The sequence below is a fragment of the Monashia sp. HAY1-2A genome (assembly GCF_056755315.1).
This window is the reverse complement of sequence record NZ_JBNDHY010000031.1, coordinates 16521-37103: the sequence shown is the minus strand read 5'-3', so window position 1 is coordinate 37103 and position 20583 is coordinate 16521. Positions and strand designations below refer to the sequence as shown.

Sequence of the window (20583 nt, the reverse complement as noted above, 5' to 3'; positions counted from 1 at the left end):
AACGTCGCGACACCGCTGACCTCGGCCTCGGTGAGGTCGAGGACCTCGGCGCAGAAGGTGACGCCGCGACCCGTGACATAGCCGTCGACCGACTGCACGAGGTGCAGCAGCGGCAGCAGGGCCGAGCGCTTCTGCGGGTAGCGCGCGATGACCTCGGCCGCGTCGGCGCGCAGCCGGGCGAGCGTCTCGTCGTCGTACGGCGCCTTGGACTCCGGGCTGACGTGCAGGTGGCCTGACGCGTCGTGACCGCTCAACGGTCCACACCTCCCATGACGGGGTCGATCGAGGCCACCGCGACGATGACGTCGGCGATCTGGCTGCCCTCGCACATGGCGGCCACGGCCTGCAGGTTGTTGAAGCTCGGGTCGCGGAAGTGCGCGCGGTACGGGCGCGTGCCACCGTCGGACACGAGGTGGCAGCCGAGCTCGCCCTTGGGCGACTCGATGGCGACGTACACCTGACCCGGCGGGACGCGGAAGCCCTCGGTGACGAGCTTGAAGTGGTGGATCAGGGACTCCATCGAGGTGCCCATGATCTCGCGGATGTGGTCGAGGCTGTTGCCGAGGCCGTCGCTGCCGAGCGCGAGCTGCGCCGGCCACGCGATCTTGCGGTCCTCGACCATGACCGCGTTGTCGGCGCCCTCGTCCGCCTGGAGCCGGTCGATGCACTGCTCGACGATCTTGAGCGACTCGTACATCTCGTCGATGCGGATGCGCAGGCGCCCGTAGGCGTCCTGGCTCGTGCGGGTGATGACGTCGAAGTCGTACGTCTCGTAGCCGCAGTAGGGGTCGAGCTTGCGCAGGTCGTGCGGCAGGCCGGTCGAGCGCAGCACCGGACCGGTGATCCCGAGGGCCATGCAGCCGGCGAGGTCGAGGACGCCGACGTCGACGGTGCGGCCCTTGAGGATCGGGTTCTCGTTGAGGAGCGCCTCGAGCTCGCCGAGGCCCCGGCGGACCTGCGGCACCATCTCGCGCAGCGCGTCGATGGCGCCCGGCGGGAGGTCCTGGGCGACGCCGCCCGGACGGATGTAGGCGTTGTTCATCCGCAGCCCGGTGACCATCTCGAAGATGCGAAGGACCCGCTCGCGCTCGCGGAACGCGACGGTCATGACGGTGGTCGCGCCCATCTCCATGCCGCCGGTGCCGAGGCAGACCATGTGCGAGTTGACGCGCGTCAGCTCCATCATGAGGACGCGGATGACGTTGGCCCGCTCGGGGATCTGGTCGGTGATGCCGAGCAGCTTCTCGATGGCGAGGCAGTACGCGGCCTCCTGGAACATCGGCGTCAGGTAGTCCATCCGGGTGCAGAACGTCACGCCCTGCACCCAGTTGCGGAACTCCATGTTCTTCTCGATGCCGGTGTGCAGGTAGCCGATGCCCGCGCGGGCCTCGGTCACCGTCTCGCCGTCGATCTCGAGGATGAGGCGCAGCACGCCGTGCGTCGACGGGTGCTGGGGACCCATGTTGACGACGATGCGCTCCTCGCCGAGCGAGGTGGCCTCGTCGACGAGGTCGTTCCAGTCACCGCCCGCGGCGTTGAAGACGTGGGCGCCGGAGGCGGCCTCCTCGTCGGCGACCGACGTCGCGTAGACGTCGTTGGCACCCTCGTCGGGCACCTCGGTCTGGGTGAACTCGGTGTGCGTGCTCATCAGTTGTACGACCTCCGCTGGTCCGGCGGCGGGACGGTGGCGCCCTTGTACTCGACGGGGACGCCGCCGAGGGGGTAGTCCTTGCGCTGCGGGTGGCCCGGCCAGTCGTCGGGCATGAGGATGCGGGTCAGGGCCGGGTGGCCGTCGAACTCGATCCCGAACATGTCCCACGTCTCGCGCTCGTGCCAGTCGTTGGCCGGGTACACCGAGACGACGGACGGGATGTGCCGGTCGTCGTCGGGGCACGAGACCTCGACGCGGACGCGCCTGCCGCCGTGGGTGATCGACAGGAGGTGGTAGACCGCGTGCAGCTCCTCGCCGGTGCGTTCGGGGTAGTGCACGCCGGACACGCCGGTGCAGACCTCGAAGCGCAGCGACGCGTCGTCGCGCAGCACGCGGGCCACGGCGAGCAGGTGCTCGCGGCGCACGTGGATGGTCATCTCGCCGCGGTCGATGACGACGCGGTCGACGGCCTCGGCGTAGGAGGCCGAGCCGCCGACGAGGCCGCGCTCGAGGTTGTCGGCGACCTCGTCGAAGTAGCCGCCGTAGGGCCGCTCCGACGCGCCGGGCACGAGGATCGGGCGACGCAGGCCGCCGTAGCCGGTGGTGTCCTGGGCCATCGTCGCGCCGAACATGCCCTGGCGCACGCCCACGACGCGCGGGCCGGTGGGGTTGGCGCCGTCGGGCTGGGCCAGCTCGACCTCGCCGGGCGTGATGCCGGAGGTCTGGTCCTTGGTCGTGTCGGCGTGGACGGCGTCCCTCGTGTCCTCGCTCATGCGAGCAGCCCCTTCATCTGGTGCGTCGGGGTGGCCGAGAGAGCGGCCTCCTCGGCGGCGCGGGCGGCGTGCTCGCGGTTGACGCCGAGCGGCGAGCTCTCGATCTGGTGGTGCAGCTCGATGATCGCGTTGAGGAGCATCTGCGGGCGCGGCGGACAGCCCGGCAGGTAGATGTCGACGGGGATGATGTGGTCGACGCCCTGGACGATCGCGTAGTTGTTGAACATGCCGCCCGAGCTGGCGCAGACCCCCATCGAGATGACCCACTTGGGGTTGGGCATCTGGTCGTAGACCTGGCGCACGACCGGGGCCATCTTCTGGCTGACCCGGCCGGCGACGATCATCAGGTCCGCCTGGCGCGGCGTCGCCGAGAAGCGCTCCATGCCGAAGCGGGCGATGTCGTAGTCGGGCGTGCCGACGGCCATCATCTCGATCGCGCAGCAGGCCAGGCCGAACGTCGCCGGCCAGATGGAGGCCTTGCGCATGTAGCCGGCCAGGCCCTCGACGGTCGAGAGCAGGAACCCTGCGGGCAGCTTCTCTTCCAGACCCATTGCTTACTCCTTAGCTTGCTGTCGTCCCCGGTGCGCCGACCGTCCGGTCAGTCCCACTCGAGGCCGCCGCGGCGCCACACGTACGCGTACGCGACGAACACCGTGAGGACGAACAGGACCATCTCGACCAGCGCGAAGAGGCCCAGCTTGTTGAAGGCCACCGCGAACGGATAGAGGAAGATCGACTCGATGTCGAAGATGATGAAGAGCATCGCCGTCAGGTAGTACTTGATCGGCACGCGTCCCCCGCCGGCCGCATGGGGCGTGGGCTGGATGCCGCACTCGTACGCCTCGAGCTTGGCGCGGTTGTAGCGCTTCGGACCCACGACGAGCGACGTGAACACCGACAGGGCCGCGAACGCGAAGCCGAGCCCCAGCATGAACAGGATCGGGACGTACGAGTTCATCCGAGGTCACTTTGCCTTTCGGTCGTGCGTGTCGACGGGGCGGTGGTGCGCCAGAACGGGTGGTCCGTCGAGGAGGGCGTCACGGCAGTTGCGCGGCGCACCCATCCTAGGGGCGTCGGGATCGATTGTGCTCGGCGTCACAAGGCGCCCGGCAGCGGGGTGGCTCATGCGTCCGGCGCCAGTCGCGAGAGGGCGGTGATGATCCGGTCGCTCGCGCCGCGCCCGCGGGGGTCGGCGAGGTTGGCCATGATCTTGAGGAGGAAGGGCATGAGCTTCGTGCGGGGCAGGCCGTAGCGCGTCGCGAGGCGCATCACCTCGGGGTTGCCGATGGCGTGGGCGAACCAGCGGCCGAGGGTGAAGTAGCCGCCGAGCTCGTCCTTCATGACCTTCGGGTAGCTGGCGAGGACGCGCTCGCGGCCCGCGTCGTCGGGGCGGGCGTGCGCCTGGGCGATGACCTCCGCGCCGACGCGGGCGGCCTCCAGGGCGTAGTCGATGCCCTCGCCGTTGAACGGGTTGACCATGCCCCCGGCGTCGCCGACGAGCAGGAGACCGTCGGCGTAGAGCGGGCTGCGGTTGAAGCCCATCGGCAGGGCGGCCCCGCGGATCGGGCCGGCGGCCTCGTCGTGCTCGAGCTGCCACTCGGGCGATATGTCCTCGACCCACCTGCGCATGACGTGCTTGTAGTCCGTGTGCTGGAAGGCGGCCGTCGTGTCGAGCGTGCCGAGGCCGACGTTGGTGCGGCCGTCCTCGAGCGGGAAGAGCCAGCCGTAGCCGGGCATGAGGATGCGGTTGCCCGCGTCGTCGCGCGTCCACAGCTCGAGGTGGCTCTCGAGGTAGTCGTCGCGCTTCGGGGTCGTGTAGTACGCGCGGACGGCCACGCCCATGACGCGGTCCTCGCGCTTGGGGCGGCCGACGGCCGTGGCGAGGCGGCTGGAGACGCCGTCGCTCGCGACGACGACCGGAGCCCGGTAGGTGACGCTCTCGCCGGTGGCGCGGCCACGGTCGTCGACCTTCTTGGCGGTGACGCCGACGACGCGCCCGGACGCGTCGTGGACCGGGGCGGTGACGCTGGTGCGCTCCTCGAGCTTGGCGCCACGCGACTGCGCGTGGCGGGCGAGGGTCTCGTCGAGCTGGGCCCGGGTGCGGACCATGCCGTAGGAGGGGAACGCGTCGTTCTCGGGCCAGTCGAGCTGCAGCGTGTGACCGCCGCCCTTGATGCGCAGGCCCTTGGTGCGCTGCCAGCCGCTCGTGTCGATGCCGAGGGAGACGAGCTCCTTGGTGGCGCGCGGGGTCAGCCCGTCGCCGCAGATCTTGTCGCGCGGGAAGGCGGACTTCTCGAGGAGCAGGACGTCGAGGCCGTGGTCGGCCAGGTAGGCGGCAGTGGCCGATCCGCCCGGACCGGCGCCGACGACGATGACGTCGGCGCTGGCGTCCGAGAGGGCGCCGGCATGCGCTGCAGGGCTCGTCGCCGAGCCGGTGCTGCTCATCTCTACCACGGGGCTTCCGACCTGCTTGTGAAGATCTTCACGAACTCTGCGGAGTCTATGCCCGAGGTTTCCGGCTTGTCAGATAAGGCATACCTAACCTGACGGGTCCGGTCAGGCGGCGTCAGCGCTTGGTGGCCTGGTGGAGCGCGACGATGCCGCCGGTGAGGTTGGTCCAGCGCACGCCCGTCCAGCCGGCCTGCTCGATGACCGCGGCCAGCTCGCCCTGCGGCGGCCAGGCCCGGATCGACTCGGCGAGGTATACGTAGGAGTCGGGGTTGCTCGAGGTGCGGCGGGCCACCGGCGGCAGCGCGCGCATGAGGTAGTTGGAGTAGACGGTCCGGAACGCCTTGTTGACCGGCTGGCTGAACTCGCAGACGAGCAGCCGCCCGCCCGGCTTCGTGACGCGGAGGAACTCGCGGAGGGCGGTGTCGACGTCCGCGACGTTGCGCAGGCCGAAGCTCATCGTCACGACGTCGAAGCTCTCGTCGGCGAACGGCAGGCTCATCGCGTCCGCAGCGGTGAAGGCCATGTCGGGGCGGCGCCGCCGGCCGACCCGCAGCATGCCGAGCGAGAAGTCCGCGGGCACGACCTCGATATCCCGGTCGGCCCACGGCTCGCTCGACGTGCCGGTGCCCGCGGCGATGTCGAGGACGCGCTCGCCCCGCTTCGCGTCGACCGCCCTGACGACCGCGCGGCGCCAGAGCCGGTCCTGCCCGAGGGAGAGCACGTCGTTGGTCACGTCGTACTTCTCGGCGACGGTGTCGAACATCGACGCGACGTCGACCGGCTTCTTGTCGAGCTGGGCACGGGTCATGCGCTCATCCTCGCACCCTCGTCCCGTCGGGCGGAGCGGCGGCCGCGCGGTCCGGGCACGGGTCCGGCGGTCGTAGAGTTTGAGGCGATGTCCACGCTCCCGGCCGCCGAGGCGGCCTCCTCCGCCGCGGCCCCGACCGTCGTCGTGCGCTCGGTGCCGCTCACCTCGGACACCCCGTTGCTGCACCACCTGCCGGCCGACGTGCCGCACGACGAGCTCGTCTCGTGGGTGCGCCGTGGCGACGGCCTCGTCGGCTGGGGCGTCGCCCTGTCGTTCGAGGCGCGCGGCGCCGACCGGTTCCGCGAGACCGAGGCGTGGTGGCGCCGGGTGACGGGGCACGCCGTGGTGCGCGACGACGTCGAGCGGCCCGGCTCCGGGCTCGTGTGCTTCGGCTCGTTCCCCTTCGCCGACGACTCCGCCGAGTCCGCCCGCCTCGTCGTGCCCTCGACCATCGTCGGGCGGCGCGAGGGCCGCACGTGGCTGACGACCATCTCGACCGGTCCACAGCTGCCCACCGTCGAGCCGCCCGAGCCGGCGTCCGAGCCCGTGCCGCCGGCGCGCATCGCCTTCGCCGACGGCGCCGTCTCGCCGTCCGACTACGCGCACTCGGTGGCCGAGGCGGTCCGGCTCATCAACGACGGCGAGGTCGACAAGGTGGTCCTCGCCCGCGACCTCGTCGCCACCGCCGCGGGCCCGATCGACCCACGCTGGATCCTGCGCCGGCTCGCCGACCGCTACGAGAACACCTGGGTGTTCGCCGTCTCCGGCCTCGTCGGCGCCACGCCTGAGCTGCTCGTGCGCCGCGACCAGGGGCTCATCACCTCGCGGGTGCTCGCCGGCACCATCCGCCGCACCGGTGACGACGCCAAGGACCTCGCCCTCGCCGCGTCGCTCGCCCGCTCGAGCAAGGACCTCGAGGAGCACGAGTACGCCGTCCGCTCCGTCGCCGACGCGCTCGCACCGCACTGCTCGTCGATGAACGTGCCCGAGGCGCCGTTCGTGCTGCACCTGCCCAACGTCATGCACCTGGCGACCGACGTCGCCGCCGTGAGCGCCGACGACGCGTCGGCCCTGACGCTCGCGGCGTCGCTGCACCCCTCGGCGGCGGTCGGCGGGACGCCGACGGCGCGCGCCGTCGAGCTGATCCGCGAGCTGGAGCACATGGACCGCGGCCGGTACGCGGGCCCGGTCGGCTGGATGGACGCGCACGGCGACGGCGCGTGGGGCATCGCCCTGCGCAGCGGTGCCTACGCACCCGGCGACCCGTCGCAGCTGACGCTCTACGCCGGCTGCGGCATCGTGGCCGGCTCGGACCCCGAGTCCGAGGTCGCCGAGTCCATCGCCAAGCTCATCCCGATGCGCGACGCGCTCGCGGACGACTGATCGGCGACCAGCCGACCATGGACCGCCACCGCACGGCCCCGCAGCTGGCCCTGCTCGTCCTGCAGGAGCTGTGGCGGGCCGGGGTGCGCGACGTCGTCCTCGCCCCGGGCTCGCGCAACGCCCCCGTCGCGCTCGCCCTCGAGGCCGCCGACGCGGCCGGGGACCTGCGGCTGCACGTGCGGGTCGACGAGCGGTCGGCGGCCTTCCTCGCGCTCGGGCTCGCGACGGGGTCACGCCGGCCCGTGCCGGTCGTCACGACGTCGGGCACCGCAGTCGGCAACCTCCTGCCGGCCGTCATGGAGGCCCACCACACCGGGCGCCGGCTCCTCGTCGTCAGCGCCGACCGGCCCGACCGGCTCCGGGGCACCGGCGCCAACCAGACGACCCAGCAGGCCGGCCTCTTCGGGGGTTTCGCCCGGTGCCACGACCTCACGTCCGCGACGCCCGACGCCGACCTCTCCGCGGCCGTCGCCGCGTCGTGCGCCGGCCCCGGCCCCGCCCACCTCAACGTGCAGCTCGACGGCGACCTGCTCCCCCCGAGCGCCGAGCGCGCCACGTGGTGGCAGCGCCCCGACCCTCCTGCCGGCGCGGGGCACGAACCGGGCGCCGAGCCCTCGGTCCGGGTTCGCGCCGACGGCGAGGTCCTGCCGCTCGGGCCGCGCACCGTCGTCGTCGCCGGTGACGACGCCGGGCCGGCGGCACGGTTGCTGGCCGAGGCCGCCGACTGGCCGATGCTCGCCGAGCCGACGAGCGGGGCCCGCATCGGCCGGCAGGCCCTGCGCTGCGGGCGTCTGCTCCTGACGAGCGACCTCCGTCGTGACGTCGAGCGGGTCGTCGTCGTGGGCCACCCGACCCTGTCGCGGCCGGTCACCGGGCTGATCAGCGACCCCTCGCTCGAGGTCGTCGCCGTGCGCGGACGCGACGGCGTGGCCACCGACCCCGGGCGCGTCGCCCGCGTCGTCGACGGCGTCCCCCGCGTCGAGGGCCGCGACGACCCGGCCTGGTTCGACGCGTGGAGGTCGGCCGACGCTGCCCTCGGGGCGGCCATCGATGACGGGCTGCGTGGCTCCGCGCATATGCCGGGCCGCCCTGTGGCACAGGCGATCTCGCCCCTGCACGTGGCGTCGGTGGTCGCCGCGGCGGTGGCGGCCGACACGACGCTCGTCGTCGGCTCGTCCAACCCGGTGCGCGACCTCGACGTCATGGGCGTGCCGTGGCCGCCGCACGAGCACCGGTTCGTCGTCGGCAACCGTGGCCTCGCCGGCATCGACGGCGTCGTCTCGACGGCCGTCGGCGTCGCGCTCGGGCGGCCGCGAGCGGCGCGCACCATCGCCTACCTCGGCGACCTCACGTTCCTCCACGACGCCAACGGGCTGCTCATCGGCCCGTCGGAGCCGCGCCCCGACCTCACCCTCGTCGTCCTCAGCGACGACGGCGGCGCGATCTTCACGACCCTCGAGCAGGGCGACCCTCGGTACGCCGGCGCCTTCGAGCGCGTGTTCGGTACCCCGCACGGCACCGACCTGGCGGCCCTGTGCGCGGCGCACCACGTCGCCCACGAAGGGGTCACGACGCTCGAGCGACTCGAGGCCGCCCTCGCCGAGCGTCCGGCCGGCATCCGCGTGCTCGAGGTGCCCGTGCGTCGCGACGCCCGCCGCGAGGAGGCCCGGTGGCTGCGCGAGCTGGCGCAGACCGTCGTGCCCCGCCGCGGCTGACGCCGCCCGGCTCTCGCTCCCCGGTGCCGCTCAGGAGGTGGACGCCGGCCAGCTCGCGAGCTGGCCACCGGGCATGCAGACGAGCCGCTCCCCCGCCGGGCCGGTGATCTGCCACGCCTCGTAGTCGGGCGAGGACCGCACGCTGAGCTGGGCGTCCGCGAAGTTCACGGCGAGGTGGCCCTCCCGGGCGACGAGGACCTCGGTGATCTCGGCACCGACGAGGCCGGCGAGCTCTGCGGGCAGCTGCTCCTGCGGGGTGCCGCTGTCGATGTCGTGCAGGCCGTCGGCGCGCAGCAGGTGCGCCGGCCCGTTGAGGTCGAGCTCCCAGTTGTCCGTCGTCCAGATCATGAGGGCGTAGTCGAGCCGGATCGAGTGGACGACCTTGCCGGCGAAGCTGGGGATCACGGGTTCCATCCTGCGGGAATGTCGTAGGTGCCGTCGGGGCGCACCGGGATGTGGGTGTCGGGACTGTTGTTCGCCCCGGGCTTGCCGTCGAGCCGCACCGGCTGGCCGTGCTCGTTGTAGAACCGGACGTAGCCGTCGGGGTACCGGTCCGTGCCGTCCATGATCCGCACCGAGTTCGCGTTCTTCGGAGTACCGGGCGGCGCGTCGACGTTCTCGGGCTTCTGCCACACCTCGCCCTTGCCGTTGTCGGCGACCCGCCCCTCCCAGCCCTCGCCGGCCGTGCTCGGGCGGTTCTCGTCGGGGATGCGGTCACCCGGCTGCGGCCTGCTCGCGCTCGGGCCCTTCGTCTCGCCGAGGACCTGGTTGTCGTTCTTGGACGCGTGGTCGACGAGGTCGCCGCCGCCGGCGGCCATCGCCGCGACGCCCGTCGCGATGAGCCCGGCCGACGCGATGTTGACGGGGACACCCGCCACGGCCCCGACGCCGGTCGCGTCGAGGGCCACGCCGCCGATCTCGCCACCGCCACCCAGGACGATGGCCCCCGCCCCGAGCGCCATCGACAGCACGTCCTCGGGATGCTCCACCATCGCCTGCCCGACGTCGGCCAGGCCGTTGACGGTCGGCACGACGGTGTGGTTGTACGTCCACGCGCCGGCGTCACCGACGGCGTCGCCGACCTCGTCCCACCAGTGCCGCTGGGGTCGCGGTTCGGTGTGCCCGACGGAGGGTCCGGGCGACGCCCCGCCGGGTGCCGCACCGCCGGGTGCCGCCGCCGTGTGCAGACCGCCACCGCCCGACGTGCTCGTGCCCCTCTGGGCGCGGGCGTTCGCCGACAGGCGGCTGCTCAGCTGCTCGAGGTGCGTGCCGAGCCGGGCCAGACCGGCGTCGGCGGCGGGCCAGCGGGCCTTGAGCGCCTCGAGGTCGGCCCCGCCCCAGTGGCCGTCGAGCGCGCGGACCGCAGCGGCCGCGTCGCCGCGGGCACGCTCGCACTCGCGCGCGTACACCGACAGCGTCCTGCTGCTGCGTTCGAGCGCCTCGGGGTCCGACCCCTTGGCATAGATGACCATCGCCGACCCCTGACCTCGCGTGACCTCGTCGGCACCGCCACGCGGGAGCGTGACGGCGACGCGACCCGCCGATCCTCCACGAGGTGCGGGAGGCCCGCAACGGGGAGCACTCCCCGTCGGCCCCGCGTCGGGCACAGGCCGATCACGCCGACACCCCCGACGAGAGGAGGGCGTGGCAGCGGCGCAGGCGGTCCAGCCACCACGCGCGGCGCTCCGGCGTGACGGCGAGCGCCGCGAGGGCGCCGGCGTCGGGAGCCGGTCGTGACCCGTCGAGGAGCCCGGAGCGCGGCCGCAACGGTGCCGCCGCGACGTCGCGCGCGAAGAGCCCGACGGTCCCGAGCCCGCACGCGTGGTCGAGTGACGGCAACGCCCGGGCGAGGGCGACCCCCGCCGCGATGCCGACGCTGGTGTCCAGGGCCGAGCTGACGACCGCGGGCAGTCCGCAGGCCGCCACGATCTCCAGGGCTCGGGCCACCCCACCGAGCGGAGCGACCTTGACGACGACGACGTCGGCGGCGCCGAGGCGCGCGACGCGAAGCGGGTCCTCGGCCCTGCGGATCGACTCGTCGGCGGCAACCGGCACGTGGACCCGGTTGCGCGCCAGCGTGGTCCGCAGCCGCGCGAGGTCCTCGACCGACGCACAGGGTTGCTCGGCGTACTCGAGGTCGTACGGCGCCAGGCGCGTCAGGGCCCGGACCGCGGCGTCGAGGTCCCACCCCCCGTTGGCGTCGATGCGCACCCGGGCCCCAGGGCCCATGGCCTCGCGCACCGCGGCCACGCGGTCCACGTCGTCCTCGAGGGTCTGGCCGCGCTCGGCGACCTTGACCTTGGCGGTCGTGCAGCCGTCGAAGCGTGCGAGCACCTCGGGGACGCGGTCCGGCCCGACCGCCGGGACGGTGGCGTTGACCGGCACCTCGTCGCGGACCGGCTCCGGCCACTGCCCGTGGGCGGCCTCCACCCCGGCGGCGAGCCAGCGGGCCGACTCCGCGTCGCCGTACTCCGCGAAGGGGGCGAACTCGCCCCAGCCGCGCGGGCCGCGGAACACGACGGCCTCCCGGACGTCGACGCCGCGGAAGCGAACCCGCATCGGCAGCGCGACGACGTGGGCGGCGTCGAGGAGCGCGTCGACCGGGGGCAGGAGCGTCATGGCCACATCTTCACCGGCGGCCGGCATCACGGTTGAGCCGGCCGAGCCGGACGTCTCGTGGGTTCTCGAGGGCGGTGGCGATCCGTTCGCGGTGCAGCGGCCGCATCCGGGGCAGCGCGTCGACGGGGAACCAGCCGGCGTCGGTCGACTCGTCGTCGCCGGGGCGCGGGTCGCCCGAGACCCAGCGGCAGCGGAAGGTGTGGTCGAGGTACTGCGCGAGGTCGCCGTTGACGTGCGTCACGAGGCCCGTGGCGGACACCCAGACGAGCCGTTCGACCTCGGCGACGACGGACGCCTCCTCGAGCACCTCGCGGACGGCGGCGACGTGCGGGTCCTCGCCGGGGTCGACGATGCCGGTCACCGGCGTCCACTCCCCGTTGTCGGAGCGGCGCACGAGGAGCACCTCCTGCGCCAGCCCGCCGTCCCCGTCGGGCCCGGTGTCCCCGGTGTCGCCGGTGTCCCCGGTGTCCCCGGTGTCCCCGGTGTGCGGGGTGTGCCCGCCCGGAACGTCACGGAGGACGACGGCCGTCACGCCCGGCAGCCACATCAGCTCGGTGCCGATCATGGTGCGCAGGTGGGCCACGTACGGGGGGATGGGCATGGGACCGACCCTAGCCACCCGGCCGCGGCCGCCCCGTTACAGTCGCCCCGTGAGCAGCGCGAGCCCGGAGAGCGTGTCCGAGACCTTCGACCCCGCCGAGTGGGACGCCGTGCCGGGCTTCGAGCTCACCGACGTCACCTACCACCGGCGTCGGCACGTCGAGGGCCGCCCGCGGACCCAGTCCGGTGTCGTCCGCATCGCCTTCGACCGCCCGGAGGTGCTCAACGCGTTCCGCCCGCACACCGTCGACGAGCTCTACCGGGTGCTCGACCACGCGCGCATGACCCCCGACGTCGGCGTCGTGCTCATCACCGGCAACGGTCCGAGCCCGAGGGACGGCAAGCGGGCCTTCTGCTCCGGCGGCGACCAGCGCGTCCGCGGTCGCTCGGGCTACCAGTACGCCGCCGGCGACACGGCCGACACCGTCGACGAGGCCCGGGTCAGGGCCCAGGGCGGGCGCCTGCACATCCTCGAGGTGCAGCGCCTCATCAGGACCATGCCCAAGGTCGTCGTCGCCGTCGTCAACGGCTGGGCCGCCGGTGGCGGGCACTCGCTGCACGTCGTCTGCGACCTGACGATCGCCAGCCGCGAGCACGCCCGCTTCAAGCAGACCGACGCCGACGTGGGCAGCTTCGACGCGGGGTACGGCAGCGCCTACCTGGCCAAGATGGTCGGGCAGAAGTTCGCCCGCGAGATCTTCTTCCTCGGACGCACCTACTCGGCCGAGGACATGCAGCGGATGGGCGCGGTCAACATCGTGGCCGACCACGACGCCCTCGAGGCCGAGGCGCTCCAGGTCGCCGGCGAGATCATGGGCAAGAGCCCGCAGGCGCAGCGGATGCTGAAGTTCGCCTTCAACCTCACCGACGACGGCCTCATGGGCCAGCAGGTGTTCGCCGGCGAGGCGACGCGCCTGGCCTACATGACCGACGAGGCCGTCGAGGGGCGCGACCAGTTCCTCGAGAAGCGAGACCCCGACTGGTCGCCGTTCCCCTGGTACTTCTGAACTTCTAAGTCCGCGCAGGTCAGCGGCCTAGTCGGCCGCGGCGGTCCGCACGGAGTCCGCAAGGGCCGCGGCCGCGAGACCGGAGGCCGCGGACCGGGTCCGATCCTCGGCCGATGGCCACAGGTACGCGTACGTCCCGACCGTGGTCTGGCCGTCGCGTGTCCGAGCGCCCGCTGCACCGTGACGACGTCGCACCCGGCCGCGATCAGGCCTGAGGCGTAGAAGTGTCGGAGGTCGTGCAACCGGACGCTCGGGCAGCCGGCCGCCTTGCGCGTCTGACGCCACCGGAACGTCACCCCGTTGTCGTGCAGCGGCTTGCCGTAGGCCGTGAACACCCACCGGTCGGGCACACCCTCGGGGGTGTGCTGCGGGACGTGCTCGGCCAGCATCGTCACGAGCTCGTCCGGCAGGTAGACCACGCGCTCGCTCCCGTACTTCGGCGCCCGGACCGCGACCTCGCGCCCGTGCCGCTGGAGCTGCCTGGAGACCGTGAGTTGACGCCGGAGGAAGTCGACGTCGCCCACCTGAACGTCGGCCGCCTCACCCATCCGCAGCCCGGCGAACGGGCACAGTGCCACATATGCCCTGAAGCACTCATCGGCGGCGCCCAGCAGGCGCCCCACGTCGTTGATGGTAGGCACCCGTATAGCCGCCTCGGCCTTGCGGCACCGGGGCAGCACGACACCCTCGCACGGGTCCGCCGCGATCACCTTGTGGGCGACGGTTGGCCGCGCTGCGGCGGTGCCTCGAACGCCATTTGCCACGGGCGTGGGGCCCGACGCGACGGGTCCGTGGACCAGTGTTCGGCCACAGCGTCCAGCTACAGGTCGGCGAAGACCACGTCCCACTCGTGCACCCACGCCGGGTCCTCGAAGAGCGCGCCGTCGATGGCTCGGTGGACGGCGCGGGTCGTGCGCTCATACGAGGCGAGGAACATCCGGTCCCCGTGCGGCTCGGCCGACGTCGCGTGCAGCAGCGTCGGCATCTGATCCAGCACCTGGCCGATACCGCGGCCAGGCGACCATGGGCACGCTGCGTTCACCTCCACGCTCACCGCTTCCCGGCCACGGCACGGCAGCCCAGCCACCGCCCCGACTACTGACCGAAGGGATAGGACACGCTCCGATCGTGATCTCCCGCTCGGGCATCGTCACGCTCTCATCGGTCGCAGCGCGTCCCTCGACCCCCTACGCCCCGGCCGACTCGAGCAGTTCGCGGGCGACAGCAATGTCGGTGTCAGGTGGGAGGACGCTGAGCACCAGTCGCTGATAGTTGCTCAGCGACAGGGTGATGTGGTCGGGGTATCGGCTGTGCTCGAACCACCCGATGTGCGTGATGCCCAGCGGTGTGCGCACCTTCCGTGGCGCCTGGCCCCACAGGTGACGCTCGTAGCCGACCCGGGCGATCCGGGCGCCGGTGAGGTGGTGCACCGCCACGTCGAGCTGTGGCAGCTCCACCTGCAGATCGGTCGTTAGCGGCCACCAAACGCCGTCGGTGACCTCCACCCCGGGCCGCGGTGACAGAGCAAGCCGAGGTTCCTGATCGACGGCGTCGGTCGCTGAGCCTGGCGAGCGGTTCGTCACCGGCTCTAAGGCCGGCTCAAGGAGCGGCTCGGCGAATGGCTTGGTGAGCGCCGGCGGCTGGGGTGCGGAGCAGAGGACTGGCGGGGACAGGGGCATGGCGTTCACAGCGGCTCCTCGGGAGCGGTGGTGTGAGGGATAGACCGCGGCTCGCTCGTCACTTCCCGTCCGTGAGTCCGACGCCGCGCAAGGGTCGGGTCCTCTGTCGCCTGCCGACGCCGACAGCCCTGACGGGGCTCTCACGTCTCCTCGTCAGGCTACGCCTGACCGGGGCATTCACCTACGACGAGTCTCGTGATCGTTCCCCACCGCCCCACGGTGGGTGCCCGGCAGCCCCCGCCCGCGTAGCGACGGAGCCGCGCAGCAGGGCGTCGGGGCGCAGATCACCCCAGCCGAGCACGCCCGTCGAAACGCAACCAGTGACGGTGCCGGCGGAGGAAGTGCTCGCGACGGCGACGCTCCTCCACCGTGAGGAACCGGTGATGTGGGGAGACCCATGCTGTCGCGCGTCATGGCTGGGGGATGCCCTCGGTGGCGCCACGGCTCGGGCGGTCGGGGCCTTCCGTGAGCGGATGCCCGGTGGCCACGCCAGCCAATCGCAGGGCATCTCTGTGGAGGTGGGCGAGCGGCAGGCCGCCGTCGACGTCCAGCTCGTCACCGACTACGGCGTGGCCGTGACCGACCTCGCACGGGCCATCCGTCGCAACGTGATCTCGGCGATCGAGCGGATGACCGGCCTCGAGGTGACGGAGGTCAACATCGACGTTCAGGACGTGTTCTTCGAGAGTGACACCGAGACCCAGGACGAGCAGCAGAGGCAGGGCGGCGAGCACCGAGTCCAGTGATGGCGCACCCGGACGGCCCCGACCCGCCGACGGCGTAACGGCGGCTGTCCTCGACTGGTTCAACGACCACGTAGGGTGGGGCCCAGCCTCACTTCGGGGCACATGCCCTCTCGCCTGCGAGGGGAGTTAGCTGGATTCTTCGATGGACCCTCACGCACCGTCCAACACCTACTCTGACCCCAGCGCCCACAATGTGACCGAGGTCCACAACCCCTCGGTCGACCAGGACGCAGCGGATAGCGGTGCCTGTGCGCAGGTGCACCTGCCCACCGGCGCGACTTGCATCATGCGACACGGCCACGAGGGGTCGTGCGAGTTCAGCCCAGCGGGAGAGGCAGATACCCTGCTCGCCGCGCGCAAGACCGCCGAACACTGGTGACCTCGAACGCTCCGGCGCCGCGGGACAGCCCGGACCGGGCTGGCGGATCCTGCGGCGACGGATCGGATTCCGTGCTGCCCGGCGTGGCGCCGGCTCTCTCACAACCTCGAGCACAATTGGGCGAACTGCTGTTGCTCGTCCGCGCCGCCCGTGGAGAGGTGCATGCCCTGCGGGCGGGAAGAGTCGATCCGGCCCTGCTGGTGGCGGCTCGTGGCGTGCTGCTCGATGCCATGGAGAGCCTTGCCGCCGAGCTCGTCAGACGCAGGCTGCCCATGCCGCCGGGGCTTCGTGACGACCTGCGCCTGCAGCGGGGCCTCCGTGGCCGCCAGACAAGGCAAGCCTCGCCACAGGCGCTGAGCCGAGGGCAGCACTGAGATGGAGCATCCGCTCCCCCCACGTGCGCCGGCAACGGCACCGCCCGAAGGACCCGAAGGACCACTGCAGTTGAACGGCTGAGGGAGAGTTCATGAGGTGATCCGAGTCAGTCCTTCGGGTCCTTCGGGGAGCGGTATACAGGGGCCCGGGGCCTGCTCAGCCCGCGGCAAGTCGCACTTCGACGTGGGACCGCGGAGCGAGATGGTTCTCATGAGCGTTCCGGCCGCCATCCCACTTGTCACCGGCAGGCACCGCAACCGGGCCCTCGCCGCCGCCCGGCAGGCCCGCGCCGTCCAGTTAGCGACCGAGGGAAAGACCTACCAGGAAGTCGCCGACGAGTTGGCGCGAGCCGCGGCACGGCCTACCGCATCGTCCACCAAGCCCTGGAGCGCGATCGCAAAGACGCCGTGGAGGGATGCGGATGGCGCCGGAGAGCTGACCGGTCTGGCACAGCATCGTCGCCGTGTCTTCATGATGTGATCCGAGCAGGTCCTTCGGGTCCTTCGGGTCCTTCGCGGACACCGCAGCGTCCCAGTGAGCGGCATGACTGATAACGACGCCAAGGCCGGACTGACCAGACGCAGCGACCGTTGGTGTGGGCTCCGCACGGTGGTTCAGGACGGCCGAGGATCGTCAGGCTCTCGGGTTGTAGGGACGCCGGTGGTCAGAGGTTGACGCGGGAGCCCATGACGACGGTTCGGTCGGGGGGCAGGTGGAAGCGCACCGACGGGTCGGCGGCGTTGTGGGCGAGGCCGATGAACAGCCGCTTGCGCCAGCGCTGCATCCCCGGCTCGTGGCCGGCGCGCAGGGTGGCGCGGGAGAGGAAGTAGGACGCCGTGTCGGCGTCGTAGTGCGTCTCGGGGTGCTGACCGGCGGCCATGGTCAGCCCCCTGGGCAGGTTGGGGCTGTCGGCGAAGCCGAAGCGGATGCTGACGAAGACGATGCCGTCGTCGGGATCGCCGAGGTCGTCGACCGTGATCTGGTCCTCCAGCGGCACGTGCGGCACGTTCTGCGCCTGCGCCGAGACAATGACGACGTGCTCGTGCAGCACCCCGTTGTGCTCGACGTTGGCCCGCAGGGCCAGCGGAGTCGTCGCGCTCGAGGGATGCGGGAACACTGCGACCCCCGGCACCCGGACGAGGTGCTGGGTGGAGAGCTGCTCGATGAACTCCGTCAGGGAGCCCTCCGCCTCGGTGCGGTTGTGGATGATGAGCTGCCGGCCACGTTGCCATGTCGTCATCACCGTGAACATCACCGCGGCGATGAGCAGCGGGAGCCAGCCGCCGCTGAAGATCTTGGTGAGGTTGGCGCTGATGAAGGCCGCCTCGGTGCCGCCGAACGCCACCCCGGCGAGCACGAGCTTCCACGTTGACCAGCCGAAGAGGATGCGGGCCACGCTGAGGAGCAGCAGGGTGTCGATCAGCAGGGCCCCGGTCACCGAGACGCCGTAGGCGGTGGCGAGCTTGGCCGAGGAGCCGAAGGTGATCATGAGCACGAGGACGACAACGAACAACGCAGCGTTGACGAACGGCAGGTAGATCTGGCCCTGCTCCTCGTCGGATGTCTGCCTCACGGTGAGCGGAGGCAGGAAGCCGAGCTGCACGGCCTGGCGCGACATCGAGAAGGCGCCCGATATGACGGCCTGCGAGGCGATGACCGTGGCCCCGGTCGCCAGAATGACCATCGGGATCGTCGCCCAGCCCGGCACGAGCAGGAAGAACGGGTTACTGATCGCCTTCGGGTCCTGGAGGATCAGCGCCCCCTGGCCGAGGTAGTTGAGCACCAGCGCGGGGAAGGCGACCCAGAACCACGCCCGGCTGATCGCCGGCCGCCCGAAGTGACCCATGTCGGCATACAGCGCCTCCGCGCCGGTGATCGAGAGCACCACCGCACCGAGCGCGACGAAGGCGATGAACGGGTGCGAGACGACGAAGCCGACGGCGAAGGTCGGCGAGAGCCCCGTGATGATCGCAAGGTGGCCGGCGACGTGACCCAGACCCGCCACGGCGATCGCTAGGAACCACACCAGCATGACCGGGCCGAACATCGACCCGACCTTCCCGGTGCCGAACCGCTGCCCCGCGAAGAGCACCGTGAGGATCGTAGCCGCGGTCGGAACGACGAACGGGGCGAGCCCGGGGCCGGTGACGGTGATGCCCTCGACCGCCGCCAGCACGGAGATCGCCGGGGTGATCACCGAGTCGCCGTAGAACAGCGACGCACCGAGGACACCGAGGGCCATGACCACGCGGGTCCGCTTGGAGGTCGAGCTGAGCAGCCCGCGGGCCAGGGCTGCCAGCGCCATCACCCCGCCCTCTCCGTCGTTGTCGGCCCGCATGACCACGAGCACGTACTTCACCGACACGATGAGCGTCACTGACCAGAAGACCAGAGAGATCACGCCGTAGACGTCCCCGGGCGTGGGCTTGACCTCGCCCTGGTCGAGGGAGAAGACCGTCTTCAGGGCATACAGCGGGCTGGTGCCGATGTCGCCGAACACCACCCCGAGGGCACCGAGGACCAGTCCAGCGGTGGCCGGCCGGATCGGAGCGTTGTGCCCGGACTGCGGGGGCTGGCCGGTCTTGTCGCCGGAAGTGCGGGCCGCGCGGTCCCGGTCGCGGTTGCGGTCCTGCGCTGGATCGTCACCGCGACCGTCCTCGGCCTCCCCAGACGAGCGGTCCGGAGCGTCGTCCGGACCGGGGTCCGACGAGGAGGCGGGCGAGGAGGCCGAACTGGTCACACCTGAGTGTACGGAGACGCGTCCTTGGACGACTTCCTGAAGGATGGCCCCCCATGACACCTCCGAAGTCTGGTGCCCGACGGCCCGCCACGCCGGCCAACGCTGACGACGTTGAACAGTCCCTGGGCCTGGACCAGTCGGCGCATTGTCTTACCTCCTGCTGTCCTTCGCGTCGGGGTCGGACGACCGTTAGCCAGTCCCACCCCCGTGTGTTGGAAAAGCGATACGGCAAGGCGCGTCCTCCCTGCGGCCCGGGCGAGCGAGAATGATTCTCATGAGCGTCCCCGCAGTCATCCCTCTGGTCACCGGCAAGCACCGCAACCGCGCCCTCGCCGCTGCCCGGCACGCCCGTGCCGTCCAGCTTGATCGGACATATGGCTACGTCCAGCCAAGGCTTCAGCGCACGGGTGGCACTGTGCATGAGGGTTCATCATCCGCTGGCGTGGTCGACTGCTGTAGGGGCCCGCCCTCCCAATCCGTCCGCAGAAAGTCCGAAAGACGACAAGCCCCTCCCGACTCTCTTCAACGCTTCCCAACGCATCTCCGCAGGTCACCCAACGTCTCCAACGACTGCCGTCACTGACCGGCCCTACTCCCGGACTTCCCCTGGTACCTCTGACGGCGCCTCGCGGGCCTGCCGCGCCGGCAGCCGCCGGACGCGCCGTCACATCCGGGCGAGGAGCGCGACCGTCGCCGCGACGACCTGGCGCTGCGCCTCGGCCCGACCGAGCGTCGCCGAGCCGTCGCCCGCTTGGGTGCCGTAGTCGCCGAACGACGAGTGCACGGCTCCGTCGACGACGGTGAAGACGGTCGACGCGGGCAGCCGGGAGCGGCTCGCGGCGATGTCCGCCGGCGTCGTGAACCCGTCACGGCTGCCGCTCACCGAGGCGACGGCGAGATCGGTGCGCCGGACGAGCGAGCCCATCGGGTAGGACGCCCACAGCACGAGTCCGTGGACACGTCCGTCGTCGGCCGCGGCGTAGTCGGCCGCGGCGACACCCCCGACGCTGTGCCCGCCGACGGCCCAGCGGGTCACCTCCGGGTGCCTCGCCATGACGTCGGCCGGTGCCCCCGTGGCGAGGAACGCGATCTGGAACGGTTGCTTGACGACGACGACGAGGTAGCCGGCGCGGCTCACCTGGGTCAGGACGGGCACGTAGGCGCGCGGGTCGATGCGCGCGCCGGGCTGGAAGACGAGGGCGCGCGTCGGGCGTGCGTCGCGCGGGGACAGCACGATCCCGGACGGGGTGTCGACGACCCGCACGTCCGGCTGGCCCGCCATGGCCGCGGCTCCGGCCGGGGTGGCCGCGAAGGGCTGCAACCAGACGAGCCCGCCGAGCAGCGCCGCGGTGAGCAGCGTGCCGACGACACGGCCCGCGACGATGCCCCACCGGCGCCGGTACGTGGCGGCCTCGTCCTGTCCGCCTGACAGGACGAGCAGCACGACGCCGACGAGCCCGCCCGCCGCGAGGGCGATGACGTGGGCCGGGTGGCCGGCGAGCAGCGTGCCACGGGCGAGGAGGAAGAGGACGAGGGGCACGGCGAGCCAGACGAGACCGAGGAGGACGCGGAACCGCACGCCTCCCCGGCGCCGGCCGACAGCCGCCCCGTTCCCCTCCCCGGACGTGACCACGCCACGAGGGTAGCGACGCGAGGG

General features: G+C 72.0%; 22 protein-coding genes. 6 read left to right on the top strand and 16 right to left on the bottom strand.

Annotated elements, in window-relative coordinates:
• The 7 genes from ACPYOM_RS06875 to ACPYOM_RS06845 form a co-directional block, all read right to left on the bottom strand.
• Nucleotides 1-254 (bottom strand): NAD(P)H-dependent oxidoreductase subunit E (locus ACPYOM_RS06875; RefSeq protein WP_481345395.1); only part of this gene is annotated, 254 nt, incomplete at its 3' end.
• Nucleotides 251-1648 (bottom strand): NADH-quinone oxidoreductase subunit D, encoded by a 1398-nt coding sequence (locus ACPYOM_RS06870; protein WP_481340795.1) that lies wholly within the window; start codon nt 1646-1648, stop codon nt 251-253. The genes ACPYOM_RS06875 and ACPYOM_RS06870, both read right to left, overlap by 4 nt.
• Nucleotides 1648-2424: an NADH-quinone oxidoreductase subunit C gene (locus ACPYOM_RS06865; RefSeq protein WP_481340796.1), complete on the bottom strand. Its 777-nt coding sequence runs from the start codon at nt 2422-2424 to the stop codon at nt 1648-1650. Before ACPYOM_RS06865 ends, ACPYOM_RS06870 begins: the two co-directional genes overlap by 1 nt.
• Nucleotides 2421-2975 (bottom strand): NuoB/complex I 20 kDa subunit family protein, encoded by a 555-nt coding sequence (locus ACPYOM_RS06860; RefSeq protein ID WP_481340797.1) that lies wholly within the window; start codon nt 2973-2975, stop codon nt 2421-2423. The genes ACPYOM_RS06865 and ACPYOM_RS06860 overlap by 4 nt, the downstream gene beginning before the upstream one ends.
• A gap of 47 nt (nt 2976-3022) precedes the next feature.
• The gene (locus tag ACPYOM_RS06855; protein WP_481340798.1) at nt 3023-3382 is read right to left on the bottom strand and encodes an NADH-quinone oxidoreductase subunit A; all 360 of its coding nucleotides are present in this window, start codon (nt 3380-3382) and stop codon (nt 3023-3025) included.
• A gap of 164 nt (nt 3383-3546) precedes the next feature.
• On the bottom strand, nt 3547-4869 hold the full coding sequence (locus tag ACPYOM_RS06850; RefSeq protein ID WP_481340799.1) for a geranylgeranyl reductase family protein: 1323 nt from the start codon (nt 4867-4869) through the stop codon (nt 3547-3549).
• A 121-nt stretch (nt 4870-4990) separates the two neighbouring features.
• On the bottom strand, nt 4991-5683 hold the full coding sequence (locus ACPYOM_RS06845) for a demethylmenaquinone methyltransferase (RefSeq protein ID WP_481345394.1): 693 nt from the start codon (nt 5681-5683) through the stop codon (nt 4991-4993).
• Nucleotides 5684-5770: 87 nt separating this feature from the next.
• Here ACPYOM_RS06845 and ACPYOM_RS06840 point away from each other — a divergent pair, with 87 nt between their 5' ends.
• Both ACPYOM_RS06840 and menD read left to right on the top strand, forming a co-directional pair.
• On the top strand, nt 5771-7066 hold the full coding sequence (locus ACPYOM_RS06840; RefSeq protein WP_481345393.1) for an isochorismate synthase: 1296 nt from the start codon (nt 5771-5773) through the stop codon (nt 7064-7066).
• Nucleotides 7067-7083: 17 nt separating this feature from the next.
• Complete coding sequence (menD, locus tag ACPYOM_RS06835; protein WP_481345392.1) at nt 7084-8781, top strand: 2-succinyl-5-enolpyruvyl-6-hydroxy-3-cyclohexene-1-carboxylic-acid synthase; 1698 nt, start codon at nt 7084-7086, stop codon at nt 8779-8781.
• Nucleotides 8782-8811: 30 nt separating this feature from the next.
• Here the strand turns inward: menD and ACPYOM_RS06830 are convergent, their stop codons facing one another.
• The 4 genes from ACPYOM_RS06830 to ACPYOM_RS06815 form a co-directional block, all read right to left on the bottom strand.
• Nucleotides 8812-9186 carry a DUF6188 family protein gene (locus tag ACPYOM_RS06830; protein WP_481345391.1) on the bottom strand — a complete coding sequence of 125 codons (375 nt, stop codon included), beginning with the start codon at nt 9184-9186 and terminating at the stop codon, nt 8812-8814.
• The gene (locus ACPYOM_RS06825; protein ID WP_481340804.1) at nt 9183-10253 is read right to left on the bottom strand and encodes a WXG100 family type VII secretion target; all 1071 of its coding nucleotides are present in this window, start codon (nt 10251-10253) and stop codon (nt 9183-9185) included. The genes ACPYOM_RS06830 and ACPYOM_RS06825 overlap by 4 nt, the downstream gene beginning before the upstream one ends.
• A gap of 142 nt (nt 10254-10395) precedes the next feature.
• Nucleotides 10396-11400 carry an o-succinylbenzoate synthase gene (locus tag ACPYOM_RS06820; protein ID WP_481340805.1) on the bottom strand — a complete coding sequence of 335 codons (1005 nt, stop codon included), beginning with the start codon at nt 11398-11400 and terminating at the stop codon, nt 10396-10398.
• A 10-nt stretch (nt 11401-11410) separates the two neighbouring features.
• Nucleotides 11411-12001, bottom strand: a complete 591-nt coding sequence (locus ACPYOM_RS06815; RefSeq protein ID WP_481340806.1) for an NUDIX hydrolase — start codon at nt 11999-12001, stop codon at nt 11411-11413.
• Here ACPYOM_RS06815 and ACPYOM_RS06810 point away from each other — a divergent pair.
• Nucleotides 12000-13007 carry a 1,4-dihydroxy-2-naphthoyl-CoA synthase gene (locus ACPYOM_RS06810; protein ID WP_481340807.1) on the top strand — a complete coding sequence of 336 codons (1008 nt, stop codon included), beginning with the start codon at nt 12000-12002 and terminating at the stop codon, nt 13005-13007. The two genes, ACPYOM_RS06815 and ACPYOM_RS06810, sit on opposite strands and share 2 nt — an antisense overlap.
• Here ACPYOM_RS06810 and ACPYOM_RS06805 read toward each other — a convergent pair.
• The 3 genes from ACPYOM_RS06805 to ACPYOM_RS06795 form a co-directional block, all read right to left on the bottom strand.
• Nucleotides 12920-13630, bottom strand: coding sequence for a tyrosine-type recombinase/integrase (locus ACPYOM_RS06805; protein WP_481345390.1), 711 nt, complete (start codon nt 13628-13630; stop codon nt 12920-12922). The genes ACPYOM_RS06810 and ACPYOM_RS06805 overlap by 88 nt on opposite strands.
• A 197-nt stretch (nt 13631-13827) precedes the next feature.
• The gene (locus ACPYOM_RS06800; protein WP_481345389.1) at nt 13828-14004 is read right to left on the bottom strand and encodes a DUF5995 family protein; all 177 of its coding nucleotides are present in this window, start codon (nt 14002-14004) and stop codon (nt 13828-13830) included.
• Nucleotides 14005-14194: 190 nt separating this feature from the next.
• A complete protein-coding gene (locus ACPYOM_RS06795) occupies nt 14195-14686 on the bottom strand; it encodes a DUF5994 family protein (protein ID WP_481345396.1) in 492 nt (163 codons plus the stop codon).
• Nucleotides 14687-15069: 383 nt separating this feature from the next.
• Here ACPYOM_RS06795 and ACPYOM_RS06790 point away from each other — a divergent pair, with 383 nt between their 5' ends.
• The 3 genes from ACPYOM_RS06790 to ACPYOM_RS06780 all read left to right on the top strand — a co-directional run bounded on the left by ACPYOM_RS06790 (nt 15070) and on the right by ACPYOM_RS06780 (nt 16666).
• Complete coding sequence (locus ACPYOM_RS06790; RefSeq protein ID WP_481345388.1) at nt 15070-15432, top strand: Asp23/Gls24 family envelope stress response protein; 363 nt, start codon at nt 15070-15072, stop codon at nt 15430-15432.
• Between the two features lie 495 nt (nt 15433-15927).
• Nucleotides 15928-16185: a hypothetical protein gene (locus tag ACPYOM_RS06785; protein ID WP_481345387.1), complete on the top strand. Its 258-nt coding sequence runs from the start codon at nt 15928-15930 to the stop codon at nt 16183-16185.
• 211 nt (nt 16186-16396) lie between these two features.
• Nucleotides 16397-16666, top strand: coding sequence for a hypothetical protein (locus ACPYOM_RS06780; protein WP_481345386.1), 270 nt, complete (start codon nt 16397-16399; stop codon nt 16664-16666).
• A gap of 184 nt (nt 16667-16850) precedes the next feature.
• Here ACPYOM_RS06780 and ACPYOM_RS06775 read toward each other — a convergent pair whose 3' ends face one another.
• Together ACPYOM_RS06775 and ACPYOM_RS06770 are read right to left on the bottom strand one after the other, a co-directional pair.
• Nucleotides 16851-18926 (bottom strand): potassium transporter Kup, encoded by a 2076-nt coding sequence (locus ACPYOM_RS06775; protein ID WP_481340811.1) that lies wholly within the window; start codon nt 18924-18926, stop codon nt 16851-16853.
• 664 nt (nt 18927-19590) lie between these two features.
• The gene (locus tag ACPYOM_RS06770; protein WP_481340812.1) at nt 19591-20559 is read right to left on the bottom strand and encodes an alpha/beta hydrolase; all 969 of its coding nucleotides are present in this window, start codon (nt 20557-20559) and stop codon (nt 19591-19593) included.
• Nucleotides 20560-20583: the final 24 nt, after the last annotated feature.